Annotated in this window: 14 protein-coding genes and 1 pseudogene; all 15 read left to right on the forward strand. The window is 58.3% G+C overall.

Annotated elements, in window-relative coordinates:
* The first annotated feature begins 7 nt into the window (after positions 1 to 7).
* The 15 genes and pseudogenes from FPY71_RS12405 (at position 8) to FPY71_RS12475 (ending at position 20,260) form a co-directional block, all read left to right on the forward strand.
* A complete protein-coding gene (locus FPY71_RS12405) occupies positions 8 to 1,288 on the forward strand; it encodes an NAD(P)/FAD-dependent oxidoreductase (RefSeq protein WP_149300634.1) in 1,281 nt (426 codons plus the stop codon).
* 266 nt (positions 1,289 to 1,554) lie between these two features.
* Positions 1,555 to 3,003, forward strand: a pseudogene (amaB, locus tag FPY71_RS12410) (L-piperidine-6-carboxylate dehydrogenase); the annotation flags it as partial.
* Between the two features lie 72 nt (positions 3,004 to 3,075).
* A complete protein-coding gene (locus FPY71_RS12415) occupies positions 3,076 to 3,975 on the forward strand; it encodes a LysR substrate-binding domain-containing protein (RefSeq protein WP_149301086.1) in 900 nt (299 codons plus the stop codon).
* Positions 3,975 to 5,192 (forward strand): N-acetylglucosamine-6-phosphate deacetylase, encoded by a 1,218-nt coding sequence (nagA, locus tag FPY71_RS12420; protein ID WP_149300636.1) that lies wholly within the window; start codon positions 3,975 to 3,977, stop codon positions 5,190 to 5,192. The genes FPY71_RS12415 and nagA overlap by 1 nt, the downstream gene beginning before the upstream one ends.
* A 111-nt stretch (positions 5,193 to 5,303) precedes the next feature.
* Positions 5,304 to 6,419, forward strand: coding sequence for an efflux RND transporter periplasmic adaptor subunit (locus FPY71_RS12425; protein ID WP_188052333.1), 1,116 nt, complete (start codon positions 5,304 to 5,306; stop codon positions 6,417 to 6,419).
* The gene (locus FPY71_RS12430) at positions 6,416 to 7,483 is read left to right on the forward strand and encodes an efflux RND transporter periplasmic adaptor subunit (protein ID WP_149300638.1); all 1,068 of its coding nucleotides are present in this window, start codon (positions 6,416 to 6,418) and stop codon (positions 7,481 to 7,483) included. Before FPY71_RS12425 ends, FPY71_RS12430 begins: the two co-directional genes overlap by 4 nt.
* Entirely contained in the window at positions 7,480 to 10,536 is a 3,057-nt protein-coding gene (locus tag FPY71_RS12435; protein ID WP_281287500.1) for an efflux RND transporter permease subunit, read from the forward strand. The genes FPY71_RS12430 and FPY71_RS12435 overlap by 4 nt, the downstream gene beginning before the upstream one ends.
* Before the next feature lie 121 nt (positions 10,537 to 10,657).
* The gene (locus FPY71_RS12440) at positions 10,658 to 12,127 is read left to right on the forward strand and encodes an NAD-dependent succinate-semialdehyde dehydrogenase (RefSeq protein ID WP_149300639.1); all 1,470 of its coding nucleotides are present in this window, start codon (positions 10,658 to 10,660) and stop codon (positions 12,125 to 12,127) included.
* 348 nt (positions 12,128 to 12,475) lie between these two features.
* The gene (locus tag FPY71_RS12445; RefSeq protein ID WP_149300640.1) at positions 12,476 to 14,332 is read left to right on the forward strand and encodes a proline racemase family protein; all 1,857 of its coding nucleotides are present in this window, start codon (positions 12,476 to 12,478) and stop codon (positions 14,330 to 14,332) included.
* Between the two features lie 36 nt (positions 14,333 to 14,368).
* Positions 14,369 to 15,202 carry a transporter substrate-binding domain-containing protein gene (locus tag FPY71_RS12450; protein ID WP_246160517.1) on the forward strand — a complete coding sequence of 278 codons (834 nt, stop codon included), beginning with the start codon at positions 14,369 to 14,371 and terminating at the stop codon, positions 15,200 to 15,202.
* 62 nt (positions 15,203 to 15,264) lie between these two features.
* On the forward strand, positions 15,265 to 15,912 hold the full coding sequence (locus FPY71_RS12455) for an amino acid ABC transporter permease (protein ID WP_149300642.1): 648 nt from the start codon (positions 15,265 to 15,267) through the stop codon (positions 15,910 to 15,912).
* Positions 15,909 to 16,727, forward strand: coding sequence for an amino acid ABC transporter ATP-binding protein (locus FPY71_RS12460; RefSeq protein WP_149300643.1), 819 nt, complete (start codon positions 15,909 to 15,911; stop codon positions 16,725 to 16,727). Before FPY71_RS12455 ends, FPY71_RS12460 begins: the two co-directional genes overlap by 4 nt.
* Before the next feature lie 108 nt (positions 16,728 to 16,835).
* Positions 16,836 to 17,744 (forward strand): 4-hydroxy-tetrahydrodipicolinate synthase, encoded by a 909-nt coding sequence (gene dapA, locus FPY71_RS12465; protein WP_149300644.1) that lies wholly within the window; start codon positions 16,836 to 16,838, stop codon positions 17,742 to 17,744.
* An 8-nt stretch (positions 17,745 to 17,752) separates the two neighbouring features.
* Positions 17,753 to 18,760, forward strand: coding sequence for a proline racemase family protein (locus FPY71_RS12470; protein ID WP_149300645.1), 1,008 nt, complete (start codon positions 17,753 to 17,755; stop codon positions 18,758 to 18,760).
* 24 nt (positions 18,761 to 18,784) lie between these two features.
* Entirely contained in the window at positions 18,785 to 20,260 is a 1,476-nt protein-coding gene (locus tag FPY71_RS12475) for an aldehyde dehydrogenase family protein (RefSeq protein WP_149300646.1), read from the forward strand.

The raw sequence follows: 20,260 nt of genomic DNA on the forward strand, positions 1-20,260 counted from the left end.
CGACAAAATGCCTGATGATCCGCGCACTCATGGGTTGTGGCGGCTAACCGCGCCCGCAGGGCCGGATTGCCAACCGTTGCAGGCCGCCGCCACCGCTGATGTGGTGGTGGTTGGCGCAGGATATACCGGGCTGGCTGCCGCATTGCGGCTTGCGGAGGCAGGCGCAAGCGTGCGGGTGGTTGAGGCAGGGTTTTGCGGCTATGGCGGTTCTGGCCGCAATGTCGGTCTGGTCAATGCCGGGCTGTGGATTATGCCGGATGATCTGCCAGCTATTCTCGGCCCGGTTTATGGTGAGCGGCTGTTGCAGCTTCTGGGCAATGCGCCCAGTGTGGTTTTTGATCTTGTGCAGCAGCATGGCATGGACTGTGAAGCAGTGCGAAATGGCACTTTGCATTGTGCCGTTGGCAGCAAAGGGCAGCAAAACCTTGCACAGCGGGCTTCGCAATGGCAGGCGCGCGGCGCACCGGTGCAATTGCTGAACGCTGCCGAAGCCGGGAAAATGACGGGTGCGAAGGGCTATTGCGGTGCGCTGCTGGACCTTCGGGCAGGCACAATTCAGCCTTTGTCCTATGCGCGTGGCCTTGCACAGGCTGCCTTGCGTGCCGGGGTTGCGTTGCATGAGGCAAGCCCGGTCAGGGCGGTGCGGCGCGCAGGCAGCCAATGGCGGGTCGAAACAGAGCATGGTTCAATCGAGGCGCTATGGGTTGTCATGGCCACCAATGCCTATAGTTCCGGCGTGTTTGAGCAATTGCGCACCGAGCTTTTGCACCTGCCTTATTTTAATATTGCCACGCGCCCCTTGCCGGCGGCGCTGGCACAAACCATTCTTCCGGGGCGGCAGGGTTGCTGGGACACGCGGGAGATTTTGACCTCGTTCCGACTTGATGCGGCGAACCGGCTTATCATCGGCAGCGTTGGCGCGCTGCGTGGCACGGGTGGGCCGGTGCATCGCCGGTGGGCGCGTGCCAGCTTGCAACGTTTGTTTCCGCAATTGGCCCAGGTTGAGTTTGAAGCACAATGGTATGGAATGATTGGAATGACATCCGATGCACTGCCGCGCTTCCACCAATTGGCAGAGCGGATAATCTCATTCAGCGGCTATAATGGCCGGGGTATTGCGCCCGGCACAGTTTTTGGTCAGGCCATGGCTGACCATATTGCAGGGAAAATTCCGCAGGACATGCTGCCTTTGCCGCTGAGTGTGCCGGAAACCCGGCCTTTCCGGCCGTTGCGAGAAGCTTTTTATGAGTATGGAGCGCAAGTGGCGCATCTAACGAGCAGAATCTGACCCGTGCAGTCCGACAACGGCAGAACGGGTGTGGGTGACTTAGAGCATGTCCCGTTGAAACGGTAAGTTTTAGCGGAACGACAATGCGATAAAACAAGGAGTTGGAGCGGTTCAGATGATCAAGAAATGCATCTGAAACTCTCTGAAAGAAAAAGGAAACGACAATGAATCAGCCAATCTTGAATGAAGCCGGCGTTGCCGCACAGGTCGCTGCGATTTTCGAGAGTTTTGGCCTTCAGCGCAACGTGCTGGCAGCGGGAAGCTTTGCCGTGCGCTCACCGATCAATGGTGACGAAATTGCGCGCATAGCAGAACACAGCTCCGATGATGTGAAACAGGCAATCGATCAGGCGCAGGCGGCGTTTTTGCAGTGGCGCAACATTCCGGCCCCGCAGCGTGGGGAACTCGTGCGGTTGCTGGGCGAAGAACTGCGGGCGCACAAGAACGAATTGGGGCGCCTTGTATCCATCGAGGCTGGCAAAGTGCCGTCAGAAGGCCTCGGCGAAGTGCAGGAAATGATCGACATATGCGACTTCGCCGTCGGTCTTTCGCGGCAATTGTATGGCTTGACCATTGCCACCGAGCGGTCTGAGCACCGGATGATGGAAACCTGGCATCCGCTTGGCGTTGTCGGCATCATCTCGGCGTTCAACTTTCCGGTTGCGGTCTGGTGCTGGAACTCTGCTTTGGCACTGATCTGCGGCAATGCCACCTTGTGGAAGCCATCGGAAAAAACACCGCTGACAGCTTTGGCAACGCAGGCGCTCTTCGACCGCGCGCTGACCCGCTTCCGCGCGGGTGGCGGCAATGCGCCCGATGGCCTTGCTGCTGTTCTGGTCGGTGGCCGAGACATTGGCGAAACAATGGTTGACAGCCCGCTGGTGCCGCTGATTTCGGCAACCGGCTCCACTGCCATGGGCCGGGCGGTTGGCCCGCGCGTTGCGGCAAGGTTCGGCCGCTCGCTGCTGGAACTGGGTGGCAACAATGCCGCTATTGTCTGCCCGTCGGCAGATCTGGACCTGACACTGCGCGGGGTGGCATTTGCCGCAATGGGAACAGCCGGGCAGCGCTGCACCACCCTGCGCCGCCTGTTTGTTTACACCAGCGTATATGATCAACTGGTGCCTCGCCTCAAGGCAGCTTACGCCTCGGTGACCATCGGTAATCCGCTCGAGGGCGGCAATCTTGTCGGTCCGTTGATTGATGAGCGCGCCTTCGCCAACATGCAGAAGGCATTGCAGGGCGCCGCTGCGGCGGGCGGCAAGATCAGCGGTGGCGAAAGGGTGATGTCGGCTGGCGGCGAGGCGGCATTCTATGCGCGCCCGGCACTGGTGGAAATGCCGGCCCAGACCGGGCCGGTGCTGGACGAAACTTTCGCGCCAATTCTCTATGTCATTCCCTATAGTGATCTGGATGAGGCGATTGCGCTGCAAAATGGCGTGCCGCAAGGGCTTTCGTCATCCATCTTCACCAATGATATGCGCGAGGCGGAAATCTTCGTTTCGTCGCGCGGGTCGGATTGCGGCATTGCCAATGTCAATATCGGGCCTTCCGGTGCGGAAATTGGCGGTGCTTTTGGTGGGGAAAAGGAAACCGGCGGTGGCCGTGAGTCCGGGTCTGATTCCTGGCGCGCTTATATGCGCCGGGCAACCAATACCATCAATTACGGCCGCACCTTGCCATTGGCGCAGGGCGTCAAGTTTGACATAGCCTGATTGGGCTTGCGTCCGGGGCGATCCGGTGTTGTGGTGCAGGTCATTCGATTCTGGAATGGTGAGTTGCACCCAATGCAGACGCCCCGGCGTTTTCTACCGTCTACCGGCTTGTTGATTGCGTTTGAAGCGGCTGCACGGACAGCCAGCTTCACCGCGGCGGCGCGGGAACTTAACCTGACTCAAAGCGCGGTGAGCCGCCAGATCAAAGCCCTGGAAGAGCAGATTGGCGTGGCCCTGTTTGTTCGCGAGCGTCAAACGGTGCGCTTGACGGATGGTGGTGAAGCTTATGCCCGCGATATCCGCGAAGCGCTGCGGCGAATTTCTGCCGCTTCACTGCATTTGCGTGCCAACCCGGCCGGTGGCACGTTGAACCTTGGCTGTCTGCCGACGCTGGCAGCGCGCTGGCTGGTGCCAAAACTGCCTTTGTTCAGGCAGGCGTTTCCACATGTCATGCTGAATCTGGCAACGCGAATGACAGAATTTGACTTCCAGCGCGACACGGTGGACGCCGCCATTCGCAACGGCCAGCCTGTTACTGGTAACCCGCACCGCACCTTGATGGTGGAAATGGTGGCTCCTTTGGCGGCGCCTGACCTTGCAAGCCCTGATGCAAAGCCGCAGGATCTGTTGCGAAAACCCTTGCTGCACATGGTTTCGCGGCCGGATGCATGGGAAAGATGGTTTTTGGCAAAAGGCGTGGAGCCAGACATGCTGACGGGCATGCTGCTGGATGATTTTGCTTCTGTGGCAGAAGCAGCCAAGGCCGGTATGGGTGTGGCTTTGCTGCCATTGTTCATGTTCAAAACCGAACTGGCCTCAGGCGCGCTTGTGCAGCTTTGCGGGCACGCGTTGGTGGAAGGGGCAACCTATCATCTGGCATGGCCGAGTGAGCGCGACCAGCACCCCCCATTGCTGGCATTTCGCCAATGGCTGGATGCGCTTTCTGAAAATCAGGCGGAGAGGATGATTTGATGCGTAAACCCTCTGCTGGGAAAGATCGACCGCATGCATTGTGTGGCGCGCGACTGTTTGATGGCGAGCGGTTTCACGATGGGGCCGCAGTTGTTGTTACGGGTGCGCAGGTTACCAGTATTTGCCCGATTGCGGCCCTGTCGCCGGAAATTCCGGTTCAGCGGCTGGAGGGCGGAATTCTGGCTCCGGGCTTCGTGGATGCGCAGGTCAATGGCGGCGGCGGCCGGATGTTGAATGACGACCCTTCGCCTGAAACCATGCTGGCCATAGCGGCAGCGCACCGCAAATTCGGCACGACATCACTGTTGCCGACATTGATCAGCGATACGCCTGAAAAGTCGGCGCGTGCCATTGCTGCGGCCATAACAGCCGCGCAACTGCATGCTTCCGTTGCCGGGGTGCATCTGGAAGGGCCGCATCTGGCGCCGTCCCGCAAGGGTGCGCATCAGGCCGAATTTCTTCGCCCTCTGAACGACGATGACATTGGGTCCTATGTGCAGGCGCGGGCAGCATGCGGCACAGTTCTGCTGACGCTGGCTGCAGAGCAGGCCACACCCGACCAGGTGAAGAGGCTGGCTGAGGCGGGTGTCATAGTCAGCCTTGGCCATAGCAATTGCACAGCAGATCAGGCGGAAGAGCTGTTTGATGCAGGCGCCACCGGTGTCACGCATCTGTTCAATGCCATGAGCCAGCTTGGCCATCGTGCGCCTGGCCTTGTCGGGGCTGCGCTGTGCCATCCCCATGTGTGGTGCGGCATCATTGCCGATGGCCACCATGTGGACAGGCTGGCATTGAAAATTGCCTTGCGGGCGAAAGCGGAACCGGGGCGCCTGTTCTTTGTCACAGACGCCATGTCGCTAGTTGGCGAAGAAGGGCAGAGTTTCCTTCTGAATGGCCGCGAAGTCAGGCGTCAGGGAGGTTTGGGCGGCGCGTGTTCACGGCTGACACTGCCTGATGGCACATTGGCCGGGTCCGATCTGGACATGGCATCGGCCATTCAATTTGGCGTCGAAAAGCTGGACCTGCCGCTGGCCGAGGCTTTGCGCATGGCCACCTCCTATCCGGCAAGCTTTCTCAAACTGGCAGACAGGGGTGTGCTGGCACCGGGCAGCCGGGCAGATATGGTGCACATGAGCGGCAAGCTGGCAATTCAACAGGTCTGGACTGGTGGTGTGGCGCGCACTGCGGGCGTTGACGCTCCTGCTGGCAGGCGATAATTAACCTCTGGAATGTTTCATGTGATCTTTTGATCATTTGAAACATTCCAACACTCTGTTTTGTCGTATTGTCTGTCGTTGCGACGGTTCCGTTTCAACGGGAAATACTCTGTGAAACCGTTACCGGACCCCGCAATGTTTCATTCGCTGACTGTGACCCGTCTGGCAGTGGTTCTCATTGCGGCGGTTTTTGTTCTGCAGGGCTGCAAGCCACGGCAAAGCAGCGAAGAGCCGCCCATAACACCGGTCATTGTGCGATCTGTCGCAATGGAAACCTATCAACCCGCGACGGTGCTGACGGGTGAAGTTCAGGCGCGGGTGCAGACAGAACTGGCATTTCGGGTTGCAGGCCGGGTGATCGAGCGGCTGGCCGATATTGGTGACCGGGTGGAAAACGGCCAGGTTCTGGCGCGTCTGGATGCGCGTGAGCAACATGCCGATCTGGCGGCGGCGCGTGCCGGTGTTGAGGCATCGCAGGCACAGCTGGATCAGTCCAACTCTGAATATTCACGCCAGCAAACACTTTTTGAGCAAGGATTGACCACGCGCACCATTTTCGAGCAGGCGCAGGAAGCCGTGCGCACGGCCCGCGCATCACTTGATGCGGCAGAGGCCCAGCAAGCCACGGCAGAAGAGGGGCTGGCCTATACGGAGCTCAAGGCAACGGCACCGGGTGTGCTGACCGCCCGGTCCATTGAAGTGGGTCAGGTTGTGCAGGCGGCGGAGGCTGCATTCAGTCTGGCGGAAAATGGTCCGCGCGATGCGGTGTTCCAGGTGTTTGAAAGCCTGCTGTTTGAAAAACCGGAAAATGAAACCATCGAATTGTCGCTTGTTTCCGCGCCGGAAGTGGTGGCTGCAGGCCGCATCCGAGAGATTTCGCCCGCCGTTGATACGCAAAGCGGCACGGTGCGCGTCAAGGTGGCGATTGATCAAACGCCCGCCCGCATGACTCTTGGCTCAGCGGTCATTGGCCGCGCGCCACGCGCTGCGCAGGAGGCGCTTATTCTACCGTGGAGCTCTCTGGCTTCCGATGCGGGCTATTCGGCGGTGTGGGTGGTTGATCCGCAGACCGAGCGTACGGCACTGCGCCGCGTTGATATTCTGGCTTATGAAACCGGCCGGATCATACTCTCCAATGGGCTTACCCCCGGGGAGCTGGTGGTGATCGACGGCGGAAAATTTCTCCGCCCCGATGAAAAGGTTGAGCCGCGGGAGGACGTGATTTGACATTGCGTGGCTTTGTGCTTCTGCCGCTTTTGCTGCTGGCCGCCTGTTCGGCAGAAGAACACGAAGTGGCGGAGCCGGTTCGTCCGGTCCGATCCATGGTGGTGGAAGCACAGCGCCCGATGGGGTTCAGCCTGCCTGGCACCGTTGAGCCAAGAATTGAGAGCAGGCTCGGCTTCCGCGTGCTGGGCAGAATTGTCACCCGCAATGTGGAAACCGGCGACACAGTTGCGCGCAATGACGTGCTGGCCGAACTGGACCCCACAGCGTTGGATCTTGCGGTGCGCAGTGCGGAAGCGGACTATATCAGCGCGCGCGCGCAACTGGCGGAAGCCGCCGGCGTGGCCTTCCGGCAGAGCGAATTGCTGCAGGCGCGGGCAGCCACACAGGCAAATTTTGAAGCGGCAGACCGGCAACGCCGAACCGCAGAGGCATTGGCTGCAAGCAACGAGGCCAAGCTGGCCAAAGCGCGTGAGCAGCGCAGCTATGCTGAATTGCGGGCAGATTTTGATGGCGTGGTGCTGGCAACCTATGCCGAAGTGGGGCAGGTGGTGAATCCGGGTCAACCCGTTCTGACACTGGCCCGCCCGGATATTCGCGAGGCGGTTGTGGATATTCCCGATGAGGCCGCGGCTCTGTTAACCCCCGGTATGAGCTTCAATGTTTTTCTGGAGCTTGACCGCAATTTGCGCGTCGTTGGCACCATTCGGGAAATTGCGCCCAGCGCAGACCCGGCCACCCGCACACGCCGGGTGCGAATTTCACTCGACAATCCATCCGCTGATTTTCGGCTTGGCTCTACTGTTCGCGTAACACCCGGGCAGGAAATGCCATTGGTGATCCGGGTGCCGGACACGGCAGTTCTGACCGAAGGCGACAACAGTTTTGTGTTCATCGTCGATGAACAGGCGGGCGTTGCGCGCAAACAGGCAGTCAAGGTGGAGCCAGCACCGATGGGCGGAAAAATTGTTGTGTCCGGTGTTGAATCCGGCAGCCGTATCGCCACTGCCGGGGTTCACACATTGCGCGACGGGCAGGCTGTCAAACTTGGCGGAGGCGGGCTTTGACCGACAAGAGCTTCAACCTCTCTGAATGGGCGCTCAAGCGCAGCTCGATGATCTGGTATTTCATGATCGTCTTTTTGCTGGCGGGTGCCTGGTCCTACATCAGCCTGGGGCGTGAAGAAGACCCGAACTTCACCATCAAGACCATGCTGATACAGGCACAGTGGCCGGGCGCTTCGGCGCAGGAAACCACTCTGCAGGTAACAGACAGAATTGAGAAAAAGCTTGAAGAGCTGGACTCGCTGGATTTCACAAGGTCCGTCACCCGCCCCGGGGTAACAACGGTGTTTGTAAATCTGCGCGACACCACTCGTGCACGGGATGTGCCGCAGATCTGGTTGCAGGTCCGCGACATGATCAAGGACATTCAGCAGACATTTCCGCAAGGGGTGGTAGGGCCGTTTTTCAATGATCGTTTTGGCGATGTCTACGGCAATATTTACGGCTTCACTTCGGATGGTCTTTCGCAACGCGAATTGCGGGATATTGTCGAAAATGCCAGATCAAAAATCCTGACCGTGGCCAATGTCGGTCGCGTGGAGGTTCTGGGCGCTCAGGACGAGTTCATTTATCTGGAATTTTCCACCCGTGAAATTGCGGCGATGGGCATTGACCAGCAACAGATCATCCAGACCCTGCAGGAACAGAATGCCATCAGCCCGTCGGGCGTGGTGCAGGCCGGGCCTGAAAGGGTTTCGGTTCGGGTCAGCGGGCAATTTCAATCTGAAGAAGACCTGCGAGAGGTGAATCTGCGGATCAATGACCGGTTTTTTCCGCTTTCGGATGTGGCAACCATCACGCGGGGCTATCAAAACCCGCCATCGGCGTTGTTTCGCGTTAACGGCGTAGAATCCATCGGCCTGGCGATCGGCATGCGGCCGGGTTCCAATCTTCTGGAGTTCGGCGAGGCGCTGGACAAGGAAATGGAGCTGATATCCACCCAGCTTCCCGTGGGTGTGGAACTGGTGCGCGTGGCTGATCAACCGCTTGTTGTTGAAGAGGCGGTGTCGGATTTCACCCGCGCACTGTTTGAGGCGGTGGCAATTGTGCTGGTCATCAGCTTCATCAGTCTGGGTCTTCGCGCCGGGCTGGTGGTGGCAATTTCCATCCCGCTGGTGCTGGCCATTACGTTTCTGTTTATGGAATACACTGACATTTCATTGCAACGCGTGTCATTGGGCGCGCTGATCATCGCGCTTGGCCTTCTGGTTGACGACGCGATGATTGCGGTGGAAATGATGGTGGCGCGGCTGGAAGTCGGCGACTCCCTGCGCAAGGCCGCCACCTATGTCTACACATCAACGGCGTTTCCCATGCTGACGGGTACGCTGGTGACAGTGGCGGGGTTCATCCCCATTGGCCTCAACAGTTCAAATGCCGGCGAATTCACCTTCACATTGTTCGTCGTCATTGCCGTCGCGCTGCTGGTTTCGTGGGTCGTCGCCGTCATTTTCACGCCGTTGCTGGGCGTTACCATTCTTCCCGCAAAGCTGCCCGACCATAAGGTGAAAAAGAGCTGGTTCGCCCGGCTTTTCAGCCGGTGGCTGCTGGCGGCCATGCGGGCCAAATGGCTGGTCATCGGACTGACACTTCTGGTTTTCGTCGGCTCGATCTTTGGCATGGGTTATGTCCAGCAGCAGTTTTTCCCGTCGTCGGACCGGCCGGAACTGGTGGTGGATTTTTCCCTGCCGCACAATGCATCCATTGCGGAAACCGACAGGCAGATGCGGCAGTTCGAAGAGGAAATGCTGCGCGACAACCCGGATATCGAGCATTGGTCCACCCATGTTGGCGAGGGCGCGCCAAGATTTATTCTGTCTTTTGATGTTCAGACGCCGGATCCTGCATTTGGCCAGGTTGTCATCGTGACCAAAAGCGTGGAGGTGCGCAACAAGGTGCAAGCCGACATCCGCGACTATCTGCGGCGCACATTTGTCGGCACGGACGCCTTTGTGAAACAGCTTGATATTGGCCCGCCTGTTGGTCGGCCGGTGCAATACCGTGTCAGTGGTCCCGATATTCAGACGGTGCGGCAGCTTTCCGACCAGCTTGCGACGGTCATGGCGCAAAACGCCAATCTGGATGAAATTGTGTTCGACTGGCATGAACCTGCACGTGTTGTGCGGGTCAATGTCATGCAGGATATGGCGCGGCGACTTGGCGTCAGCTCGCGTGATATCGCCAATGCCCTGAACAGCGTGGTGGATGGCTCGACAATCACTCAGGTGCGGGACAACATCTACCTTGTCAACGTGGTCGCCCGTGCCAGAGATGCCGAGCGAGGGTCCATAGACACATTGCAGAACCTGCAATTGCCGGGCGCTGGCGGACAATCGGTTCCGCTGGCCGCGCTGGCCACGTTTGACTATGAAATGGAGCAACCGGTGATCTGGCGGCGAAACCGCCTGCCGACAATCACCCTGCAGGCCGCCGTGCGTGGCGGTATTCAGCCGGACACTGTGGTTCAGCAGATGACATCCGGCATCAATGAGTTCCAGCAGCAGCTTCCCTTGGGTTACAGCGTCGAGATTGGCGGTGCGGTGGAAGAAAGCGCCAAAAGCCAGGCGCCAATTGCTGCCGTTGTGCCGTTAATGCTGTTTATCATGGCGACGGTGCTGATGATCCAGCTTCAGAGTTTCCAGCGGCTGTTTCTCGTGTTCACGGTCGCGCCGCTGGCTTTGATCGGTGTGGTTGCCGGACTTCTACTCAGCGGCTCGCCCCTGGGCTTTGTTGCCATTCTGGGTGTCCTGGCGCTGATTGGCATTCTGGTGCGAAACTCGGTCATTCTGATTGTGCAGATAGAACATGCCCGGCAAGCCGGTGAAAATGCCTGGGATGCTGTGGTTGAAGCGACAGAACATCGTATGCGGCCAATCATGTTGACCGCTGCCGCGGCCAGTCTGGCGCTTATTCCTATTTCCCGGGAAGTGTTCTGGGGGCCGATGGCATATGCGATGATGGGCGGCATAGTGGTCGGCACCGTGCTGACGCTGCTGTTTCTGCCGGCTCTCTACGTGGCTTGGTTCCGCATCAAGGAGGAAAAGCCCGGATCCTGACAGCAATTTGACTGTGCTGGTCGCTGTCGGGCTGCATCGGTCAGGGCCGACACTGGAGCGAGTTCAGAAAAACCTCTACACAGTTTGTTGGATATGACTTCAACCACTGCAGGATAAGACCATGACATCTGCTCACGACAATTCCGTAAAGTCGCCGGCTATACCATCAACCCGACTCTGGATTGGCGGTCGCTGGCAGGAGGGCAGAGGCGGCGCCGATATTCCGATTTACGATCCTTCGACGGAACAGATCATAACATCGGTTGCCAATGCTTCACTGGAAGACGGAATTGCGGCTGTTGACGCTGCAGAGGCGGCGGCGGCCAGTTGGGCTGCAACGCCACCTCGTCAACGCGGCGAGGTTTTGCGCCGTGCGTTCGAGTTGATGACAGCGCGTGCGGAATCCATTGCTCAGCTCATCTCACTGGAAAACGGCAAGGCTCTGATCGATGCGCGTGGCGAGGTTGCCTATGCGGCAGAGTTTCTGCGCTGGTATGCCGAAGAGGCGGTGCGGCTGGGTGGCGAAATCGGACGTGCGCCAAGCGGCGCATACAACATTGTGGTCCAGCATGAACCGGTTGGCATTGCATTGCTTATAACTCCGTGGAACTTTCCTGCGGCCATGGCAACCCGTAAAATAGCGCCCGCACTGGCGGCCGGTTGCACCTGTATTTTAAAGCCAGCCACGGAGACCCCGCTGACGGCCTATGCCATGGCAGAAATTTTTGCCGAAGCGGGTGTGCCCGATGGCGTGGTCAATGTGCTGACCACCGGCTCGGCCGGCAAGGTCACCGGCGCCATTCTGAAAGATCCGCGCGTTCGCAAACTCTCATTCACCGGCTCGACGGAAGTGGGCCGGATTTTGCTGCGGGAGGCCGCGCAGCAGGTGCTGAACTGCTCCATGGAGCTGGGCGGAAATGCGCCATTTGTGGTAATGGCCGATGCAGATCTGGACGCTGCACTGGATGGCGCTATGATTGCCAAGATGCGCAATGGCGGCCAGGCCTGCACGGCAGCCAACCGGTTTTATGTGCATGAATCGCTCTACGACAAATTTGCCGATGGTTTTGCCGAGCGCATGCAGGCTCTGAAGCTGGATGATGGCATTCTGCCTTCCACTCAGGTTGGCCCTTTGATCAACAGGGATGCGGTGGAAAACTCGCTGCGTTTGATTGATGATGCGGTATCACGCGGCGCAAAGATTCTGACAGGCGGCACGGCATTGAATCGCAAAGGATTCTTCCTCACGCCGACCGTGCTTCGGGATGTTCCGGCAGACGCCTTGATGATGAACGATGAAATTTTCGCGCCCGTCGCTCCTATTGCCTCCTTTGCCAGCGAAGATGAGGCTATTGCCGCGGCCAATGCCACCGAATATGGCCTGATTTCCTATCTCTACACTCAGGATCTGGCACGTGGCATGCGCCTTACATCGCGTTTGCAAACCGGCATGGTCGGGCTGAATCGCGGCGTGGTGTCAGACCCGGCGGCGCCGTTTGGCGGCATGAAGGCCAGTGGCATCGGCCGTGAAGGCGGGCACCACGGCATTCTTGAATATATCGAAACCAAATATACTGCGGTTTCCTGGTAACTCCCCACCGGGCATTTTTGGTCAAAACCTGATCGAAAATGCCCGGATCGACTGTCTTTGCCTTGGCAAAATTGCGACTCAGATCCAGGCTCTCGCTGAAGATTTCGCGGCCTGGTATCCCGTCGGTGGCACTCTGCCAGTCGCAGCGGTCAAAGCCTTTGCGACCCCCCAGCTCAGTTCTGAAATAATCCACACCCTTTCCGGTTTGATCGGGCCTTGGCGCTCGATCATTTCCGGCCGTGCAAAATCGCGCAACTCAAGAGTGGCGAAATCGCTTGACTCTTCGCAATACCTACATATGATCCATAGAAATTAGATTTTCTACAAATCATCAGTAGAAAGAATCGAATGCGCAAACCCTACTCAATCGGTCATGCTGCCAAACTTGCCGGAGTTTCCGTCTCGACCTTGCGGTCTTGGGAAAGCCACGGTCTGCTGGTGCCGCAGAAGTCCGAGAGTGGGCACCGCTACTACGCCGCGGATGATGTTCAGAGAGCGCAGAGCATCGAGCGATTCCGCAGCATATCCGGCATGAGCATCACCTCGATCCGACGGCAACTGGAGCTGGATGAGAAAGAGGGACGCCGCCAAAGTCCCCCGCGCGAGCAGCAGGAAGCCAATGCAACCGCCATCGGTGCCCGAGTTCGGCATCTGCGCAAGCAGATGGGCTGGTCCATGCGAGAGCTTTCCGAGCGCAGCGGCATTTCCCAATCGCAATTGAGCACGTTTGAACGCGGCCACGCTTCACTTGGTTCTGCGCGGCTTAACGCGCTTGCTGCGCTTTTTGGCAAGGGTCTGACCGAACTGCTCGGCGGCACTGCGTCTGGCGACTCGCCTGTTTTTCGCCGCGGCTCCGGGCGCATCGTGGAAGGCATGGGGCATGGCGTTCGCATCGAGCAGGTCACCGTTGCAGAGCGCCTGATCGATGCCGAATTCTGGACAATCGAGCCGGGTGGCGAAAGCGATGGCTTCTACTCACATGAAGGCGAAGAACTCATCTACGTCATCGACGGAGAGTTTGAGCTTGCGCTTGCCGACAGCGGCGAAGAGGTTCTGACAGCGGGCGACTGCGCCTATTTTAACAGCCGGGTCGAACATCGCTGGCGCAATGCCGGGTCACGGCCAGTAACTCTCTTGTGGGTCAATACCGACAGTGACCGGCTTGGCTCGATGCGTTTCAGCAATTCCAACCGCAAACTTGGCCTTGGTGCGCTTGGCGGCAACAGCCTAGGAGAGGGATCGCTGACGGTTGATCTGCCGAAAGGCGTTGAGACCTACCGCACAATAGAAACCCACACGGCTGGCCACGTCACACGTGTTCTGATTGAACCCCTGCCGGGGCTGGACCAGGCAGGTCTTGCCGAAAACATCGAGTATTTCCGCAGCAATTACGATCATATTCGCGCTTTGCTGCTGGGCGAGCCGCGCGGCCATGTGGGCGCCTTTGGCCTGATTCCGGTGAAATCCAAAAACGCGGATTTCGGTGCGTTCTTTGTCGCTTCCTATGGCTATCCGAAAATGGGCAACCATGCTGTTGTCGGCTACGCGCGGGTTCTGGCCTCTCTAGGGCGTCTTGCCAATCGCTCAAGCTTCACGATTGAAGTTCCGTCCGGCGTTCTGGAAGTGGAACTTGGACGTCATGGCCGATCCGACAATGTCACAATCACCTTTCCTGCCGTCGGGTTGCGTGCCCAAACGGCAAGCACCCAGCTGCTCGGAAAGTCGGTCACAGTCGAAATTGGCACCGAAGGCACGCCCGTTGCGCTGATCAATGCCAAATCCCTCGGAACTGAGCTGGTATCAGAAAACACCTCCAGCCTGAGCGATCTGGCAGCCCATCTGCGCACGAAGCTTGAGGCAGAGAGCAATATCGCCGGGCTTGATTCCATCGTGCTTTACGAAGACGGAGATGGCGATGTCTCACGACAGTTCGTCTCCATCAACAATCTGAAATTCGATCGATCGCCCGGCATTCTGGGAGCCGCTACGCGTGCCGCCCAGCTGGTACGTGATGGGCGCGCCAAAGCAGGCGCGATCCTGTCGTTTGAAAGCATCTTTGGCGACACCATTCTGGCTGAAGTGTCCGGAAATGCAGATGTCTCCAGTAATGGGATGGTCGAGGTCAAGATCACATCGAGATCTCACCTCAATGCAATTTCTACTTTTATTTATGAACCTTCAGATCATCTCTACACCAAGGGTTAGAGCCTCTGGAGAAAACTATTATGAGAGGAGATGGACATGAAATTCAGTCTTAAGAAATGGGTTATGTCAGTCGCGGCCGCTGCCGCGCTGACGGTATCCGCAATGCCGGCAATGGCGCAACAGGTCGATAAGCTCGACCAGATCCGCCAGAGCGGCGAATTGCGTATTCCGGTGATGGTGGGTGAAGAGCCTGGCTATATCCGTGATCGCAACACCGGTGAGTGGGGCGGCTTTTACGTCGAATGGGGCAAGGAGATTGCCGAAGTTCTGGACGTGAAAGTGGTGCCGGTTGAAACAACCTGGGGCAATCTTGCCGCAGATTTTCAGGCCAACCGAATTGATATTGCGCTTGGCCTGAACCCCAATCCAAGCCGTGGGCTTGTGGTTGATTACCTGAGCGTTCCACTGTTCACAGATGCCTGGGCTCTGGTCGCCCGCCCGGACTTTGATGCCACCACCTGGAATGAGCTGAACAATCCGGATGTGCGCCTCGTCGTACAATCCGGTGGCACCATGCAGGTTGTTGCTGAAAACCTGACACCGAATGCAACGATCGTGCCGGTTGCAGAGCGTCCGTTGGGCGTGCTTGAACTGCAGTCGGGCCGTGCCGACGCGATGATCGTCGCAATTTTCGATGCGCTTCAGATTGCCAACCAGGTTGACGTCAAGGTGATCGTGCCCGAGCCGATGTTGCGTAACCCGGCCACGATTGGCGTTGCCCGCACCCCGAACAATGCCGGTTTCATCAACTGGCTGACGAACTGGGTCAACCAGCAGCGCGCGCTTGGTCTTGCTCAGGCAAAACTGCGCAACGCCTTTGATAAGGCTGGCCTCGATACGTCGGTGCTTCCGGCCAACTTCAGCTTCTGACCAACTAACGGTGTCTGGCGGGCCAATTCCGGCCAGACACCCAATTTTCGGAAAGGTTCGCCGTGTTTGACTGGACGACCATAACGCGCAACTACGACCTGCTGCTGTGGGGGCTTGGGGTCACGCTGCAATACACCGTGATCACCTGCCTGATCGGACTGGTGATTGGCCTTGTGGCAGCAATGCTGCAACTCTCTCGCTTCGCTGTCCTTCGAACAGTGGCACTGGTGTTTGTGGAGTTCTTTCGCAACGTGCCGCTTCTGGTATGGCTCCTGTGGACCTATTATGCGCTGCCGATTTTTGCAGGAATCAACATTCCCAAGGAATGGGCGGGAATGCTTGCGCTGAGCCTTTACGGTGGAGCGTATTATTCCGAAATTTTCCGTGCCGGCATCCAGTCTCTCGATCCCGGCCAGAACGACGCGGCCAAGGCTCTGGGCATGAACGGTTCCATGGCCATGCGGCGCATTATCCTGCCGCAAGCCTTGCGCAACATGGTTCCGCCTATCGCGGGCCAGACCATCATCAACATGAAGAACACGACACTTCTGTCGGTGATCACCATTCCCGATCTGCTTTACCAGGCAGGGTATATATCGTCGTTCACATACCGCCCGATGGAGGTCTACACGGTGGTGGGCATCCTGTTCATGGCAATCCTTGTGCCGTGTAACTACATCGCGCGCCGACTGGAGGTTCGTGCAAAATGACGAGCCAGGAAAACAACTCAACCCTCGTATCCGTAACCAATCTGCGCAAGCAGTTCGGTGCCGCAGAAGTTCTCAAAGGCGTCGATCTTTCGGTCAACAAAGGCCAGGTCGTTGCATTGATCGGCTCCAGTGGCTCGGGCAAGACCACGCTTCTGCGCTGCCTCAATCTTCTGGATGAACCGACCTCGGGCCGGATTGAAATTGCCGGTCGCGCCATTTTTGACAAGTCGCCGGATGGAACCGTCAATTCGAAGCTTCGCGAGGCGGAAATCTGCGCGGTGCGCAGAAGCGTCGGAATGGTGTTCCAGCAGTTCAACCTGTTTCCCCACATGAATGTTTTGAACAATGTCATGGAAGGGCCGAAGATGGTGCTTCGTGAGAACGAAGCGACCAACCGCGACCGCGCCATGTCGCTGCTTGAAAAGGTTGGCATGGCAGATTTTGCCACTCGTATGCCGGCAAAGCTTTCCGGTGGCCAGAAGCAGCGTGTTTCCATTGCCCGGGCATTGAACATGCAGCCGCAGGTCATGCTGTTTGATGAACCGACTTCGGCACTTGATCCTGAACTGGTGGGCGAAGTTCTGAACGCGATGATTGATCTCGCGCGGGAAGGCATGACCATGGTGGTGGTCACCCATGAGCTTGGTTTTGCGCTGGATGTTGCCGACAGGGTGGTCTTTCTCGACCGCGGAACAATTGCGGCCGACGGGCCGCCGGATGACGTGCTTCTGCGCTCGGAAAATGAGCGGGTGCGTGCCTTTGTCAGCCGGTTCCACACGACGGCTGAACTGATGAGGCCGCTGCTCGACCTGTAAGCGAGGCCGACTAACTCAAGTCCGGTCCTCCCTTGTGACCAGAAATATGAACGAAGGGGCTGCCAGAGCTGCCAGAAGGCTCTGTGCGTCCAGATGAAAGGCAAATCAATGACCAAGCCAGTATGGCAGGGAATTCACAGTGTGCTTGTCACGCCATTTGATGAAGCAGGCGCAATCGATATCGCCCGCTACGAAGCGCTGGCCCAGACCAATCTCGACAATGGGGCAGATGGTCTGATCGTATGCGGCAGCACCGGCGAATTCTATGCGCTTTCCATCGCAGAGCGCCGCAAGCTGATCACGGCAACCGTGTCGGTTGCAGCAGGCAAAGTACCGGTTCTGGTCGGAGTATCCGATCTGCAGTTTGACACCGTCAAAGAGATGAATGGCATTGCGGAAGCTGAGGGTGCTGACGGCGTTCTTGCCTTGCCGCCAATCTACGCAAAGCCGGATGCTCGCGAAGCAGAGCACTATTACCGGCAGTTTGCCAAGACGACCGCGCTGCCGATCATGCTGTACAATTCGCCGGCACGCATAGGGGTCAACATTACTCCAGACATGGTGGAGCGGCTTGCAGAGTTGCCGAATGTCGCCGCCATCAAGGATTCGTCGGCTGACATTCAGCAGGTCACCGAATTGGCCCGCCGGGTCAAAGACCGTCTGGCCGTGTTTGTCGGTTATGAAACAATGATCCGCTCGACTTTGCCAATTGGTGTCACCGGCGTGGTCGCCATGGCGCATCAGCTTTCCGGCAAGCTTGTCCGCAACTATTACGACGCCTGCGCGCAAGGCAATCAGGCAGAGGCTGATCGTCTGGAGCCTGCTCTGTTCGCCATCTATGCCTGCTTCAAGACCGGCAGTTTCTATGCCGGTATCAAAGCTGTCATGAACGAGCTTGGCTTTGCCGTGGGTGACCCGCGCGAGCCGCTTCTGCCGTTTTCCCAGTCACAACAGGACGCCGTTCGCAGCCGCCTTGAAGCTGCCAATGTCCGTTCTGTCATCGCTTCACTCAAGTAGAGATCAAAATGCGTACAACACGTATTATACAGGGCATTGATTCCCACACCGCAGGTTGTCCGCTGCGTCTGATCACCGCCGGTTTCGGCCCGATCCGTGGCAAGACAATGGTTGAAAAGCGCGCTGACCTGATGTCTCGGGACTGGCTTCGCCAGCTCGTGCTGTTCGAGCCGCGCGGCAGCTTCAACATGCCGGCGGCTGTTCTGACAGAAGCCTGCTCGCCAGATGCCGATATCGGCATGATTATCCTTGAGCCGGATACCTATCCGCCAATGTGCGGCCATTGCGCCATGGCAGTTGCCACAATTGCCATCGAGGCCGGATATATCGACTCTGTCGAGGGCGAAAACCTTGTTCGCCTGGACACCCCGGCTGGCGTTGTGCCGGCTCGCGTGCTGGTGGAAAACGGAGCGGCTGTTTCAGTCACGCTGCAAATGCCGCCGAGCTTTCTTTACAAGCGCGATGTCGAAGTTGAAACCAAGTCCTTTGGCAAGGTTCGTGGCGACATTGCGTTTGGCGGCGATTTCTACCTTCTGGTCGAGGCTGCTGATCTGGGTCTGACGCTGGATACAGACAGTGCCTGGGCACTGGTCAGTGCTGCGGCGGAACTGCGGGAAGGGTTGAAGGCCATTCCAGTCCAGCATCCAACGCTTGCCCATGTGAACGAGATCTATCAGATCGAAATCATTGCAGGTGGCGACGGCGTGAACACGGATGCCAAAAATGTGGTGGTTTGCCCGCCAACCGTGATCGACCGTTCCCCTTGCGGCACCGGCACTGCATCCCGCATGGCCATGTTGCATGGCAAGGGGCAGCTCAAGACGGGTGACAAGTTCCGCCATGCGGGCATTCTGGACACCGTGTTCACCGGTCATGTCGGTGAAAGCACCAAAGTCGGCGATCTGGATGCAATCAACTGTACTGTTACCGGCTCGGCCTACCTCATCGGCAGCTTTGATTTCTACCTCGACCCACGGGATCCATTCCCGCAGGGCTTCCGACTGACCGGCGTGTAATTTCAAGAAGAGAAAGGGTTACGAATGTCCTACGGCTTCAATCCCGACGATATCGAGCTTCCAAACTATCACTTCATCGGCGGCCAGAAGGTCGTTGGCGGCGGAGCCGAAATCGCGTTCCACAGACCGTCGGATGGACGTCAGGTAGCCACTTTTCTCAGCGCTGATGCCGCCACTGTCGATCGTGCGGCATCAGACGCGCAAAAGGCATTTGAAAGTTCGGGCTGGGCGCAGGCCGCCCCGTCCGAGCGAGCGGCCGTTCTCAAGGTCTGGGCAGACCTTATCGACCGGGACCGGATCAGGCTGGCGCAGCTTGAGGCTACCTCCACCACTCGTCCCGTGCTTGACATGATCAACCGTGATCTTGTGCGCGGGGCAGGTGCGGTGCGCTACTTCGCCGAATGGGCCGACAAGGTCGAGGGGCAATATCTGGCTGGTCGCGCGGGTACGACGACGCTGGTGCGCCCGGAACCTTATGGCGTGGTGGGTTCCATCGCGCCCTTTAACTTCCCGGCAATCAACGCAATCTGGAAGTCGGCACCCGCTCTTGCGGTGGGCAACGCCGTTGTCCTCAAGCCATCCGAGCTTACACCTTATTCTGCTGTGGCCATTGCCGAACTGGCGCTTGAAGCCGGTTTGCCTGCCGGATTGTTCAACGTGGTGCTGGGCGCCGGGGAAACCGGCTCGCTTCTGGTGCGCCATCCTTATGTGCGAAAGATCACATTCACCGGGTCCAGCGCAACGGGCGGGCGTGTGATGTCCGATGCGGCTTTGAGCGGGCCAAAGCCAGTAACACTGGAGCTTGGCGGCAAGACACCGCAGCTGGTTCTGCGCGATGTCGACGATCTGGACATGGTGGCGGGCCACGTGGCGGCTGGGCTTACCGCCAATGCCGGGCAGATCTGCACAGCGGGAACGCGGCTCATCGTGCCTCAGGAATTTGAGGCACCCCTGCTGGATCGGGTCATTGCGCTGGCGGCTGAAAAAGTGGCTGCTGCAACATGGGACGAGGCCTGCACTCTTCCGCCCATCATCAGCGAAAGGCAGGCCGCGCGTATTGATGCGATGCTGGCCGAAACAGTTTCGGATGGGGCTGAGATTGTGATTGGTGGAAGCCGGGTTGCGAGCCGCAATGAAGGGGCTTTCTACCAGCCGACCATTTTGCGCAATGTGCCCGACAGTTCCGTCGGGTTCACGGGCGAGTTCTTCGGGCCGGTGATGTCGGTCTACTCTTATGATGATGAGGCCAAGGGCATCGCCATGGCCAATCATCCGACCTATGCGTTGGCCGCCAGCGTCTACACAAATGATCTGCGCAAGGCGAACTCGCTGTCACAGACTCTCAATGCGGGAACAGTCTGGATCAACACCCACGGACGGCAGCCCGATTTCTCCACGCCACAGGGCGGCTTTACAGGCTCAGGCTTCGGCAAGGAAATGGGTCGTGCCGGGCTGGAAAGCTTCCTGCGCTTCAAAACCATCTGGCAAAACCACGGCTGA

This window comes from Aureimonas fodinaquatilis (genome assembly GCF_008369445.1).
Lineage (GTDB): Bacteria > Pseudomonadota > Alphaproteobacteria > Rhizobiales > Rhizobiaceae > Aureimonas > Aureimonas fodinaquatilis.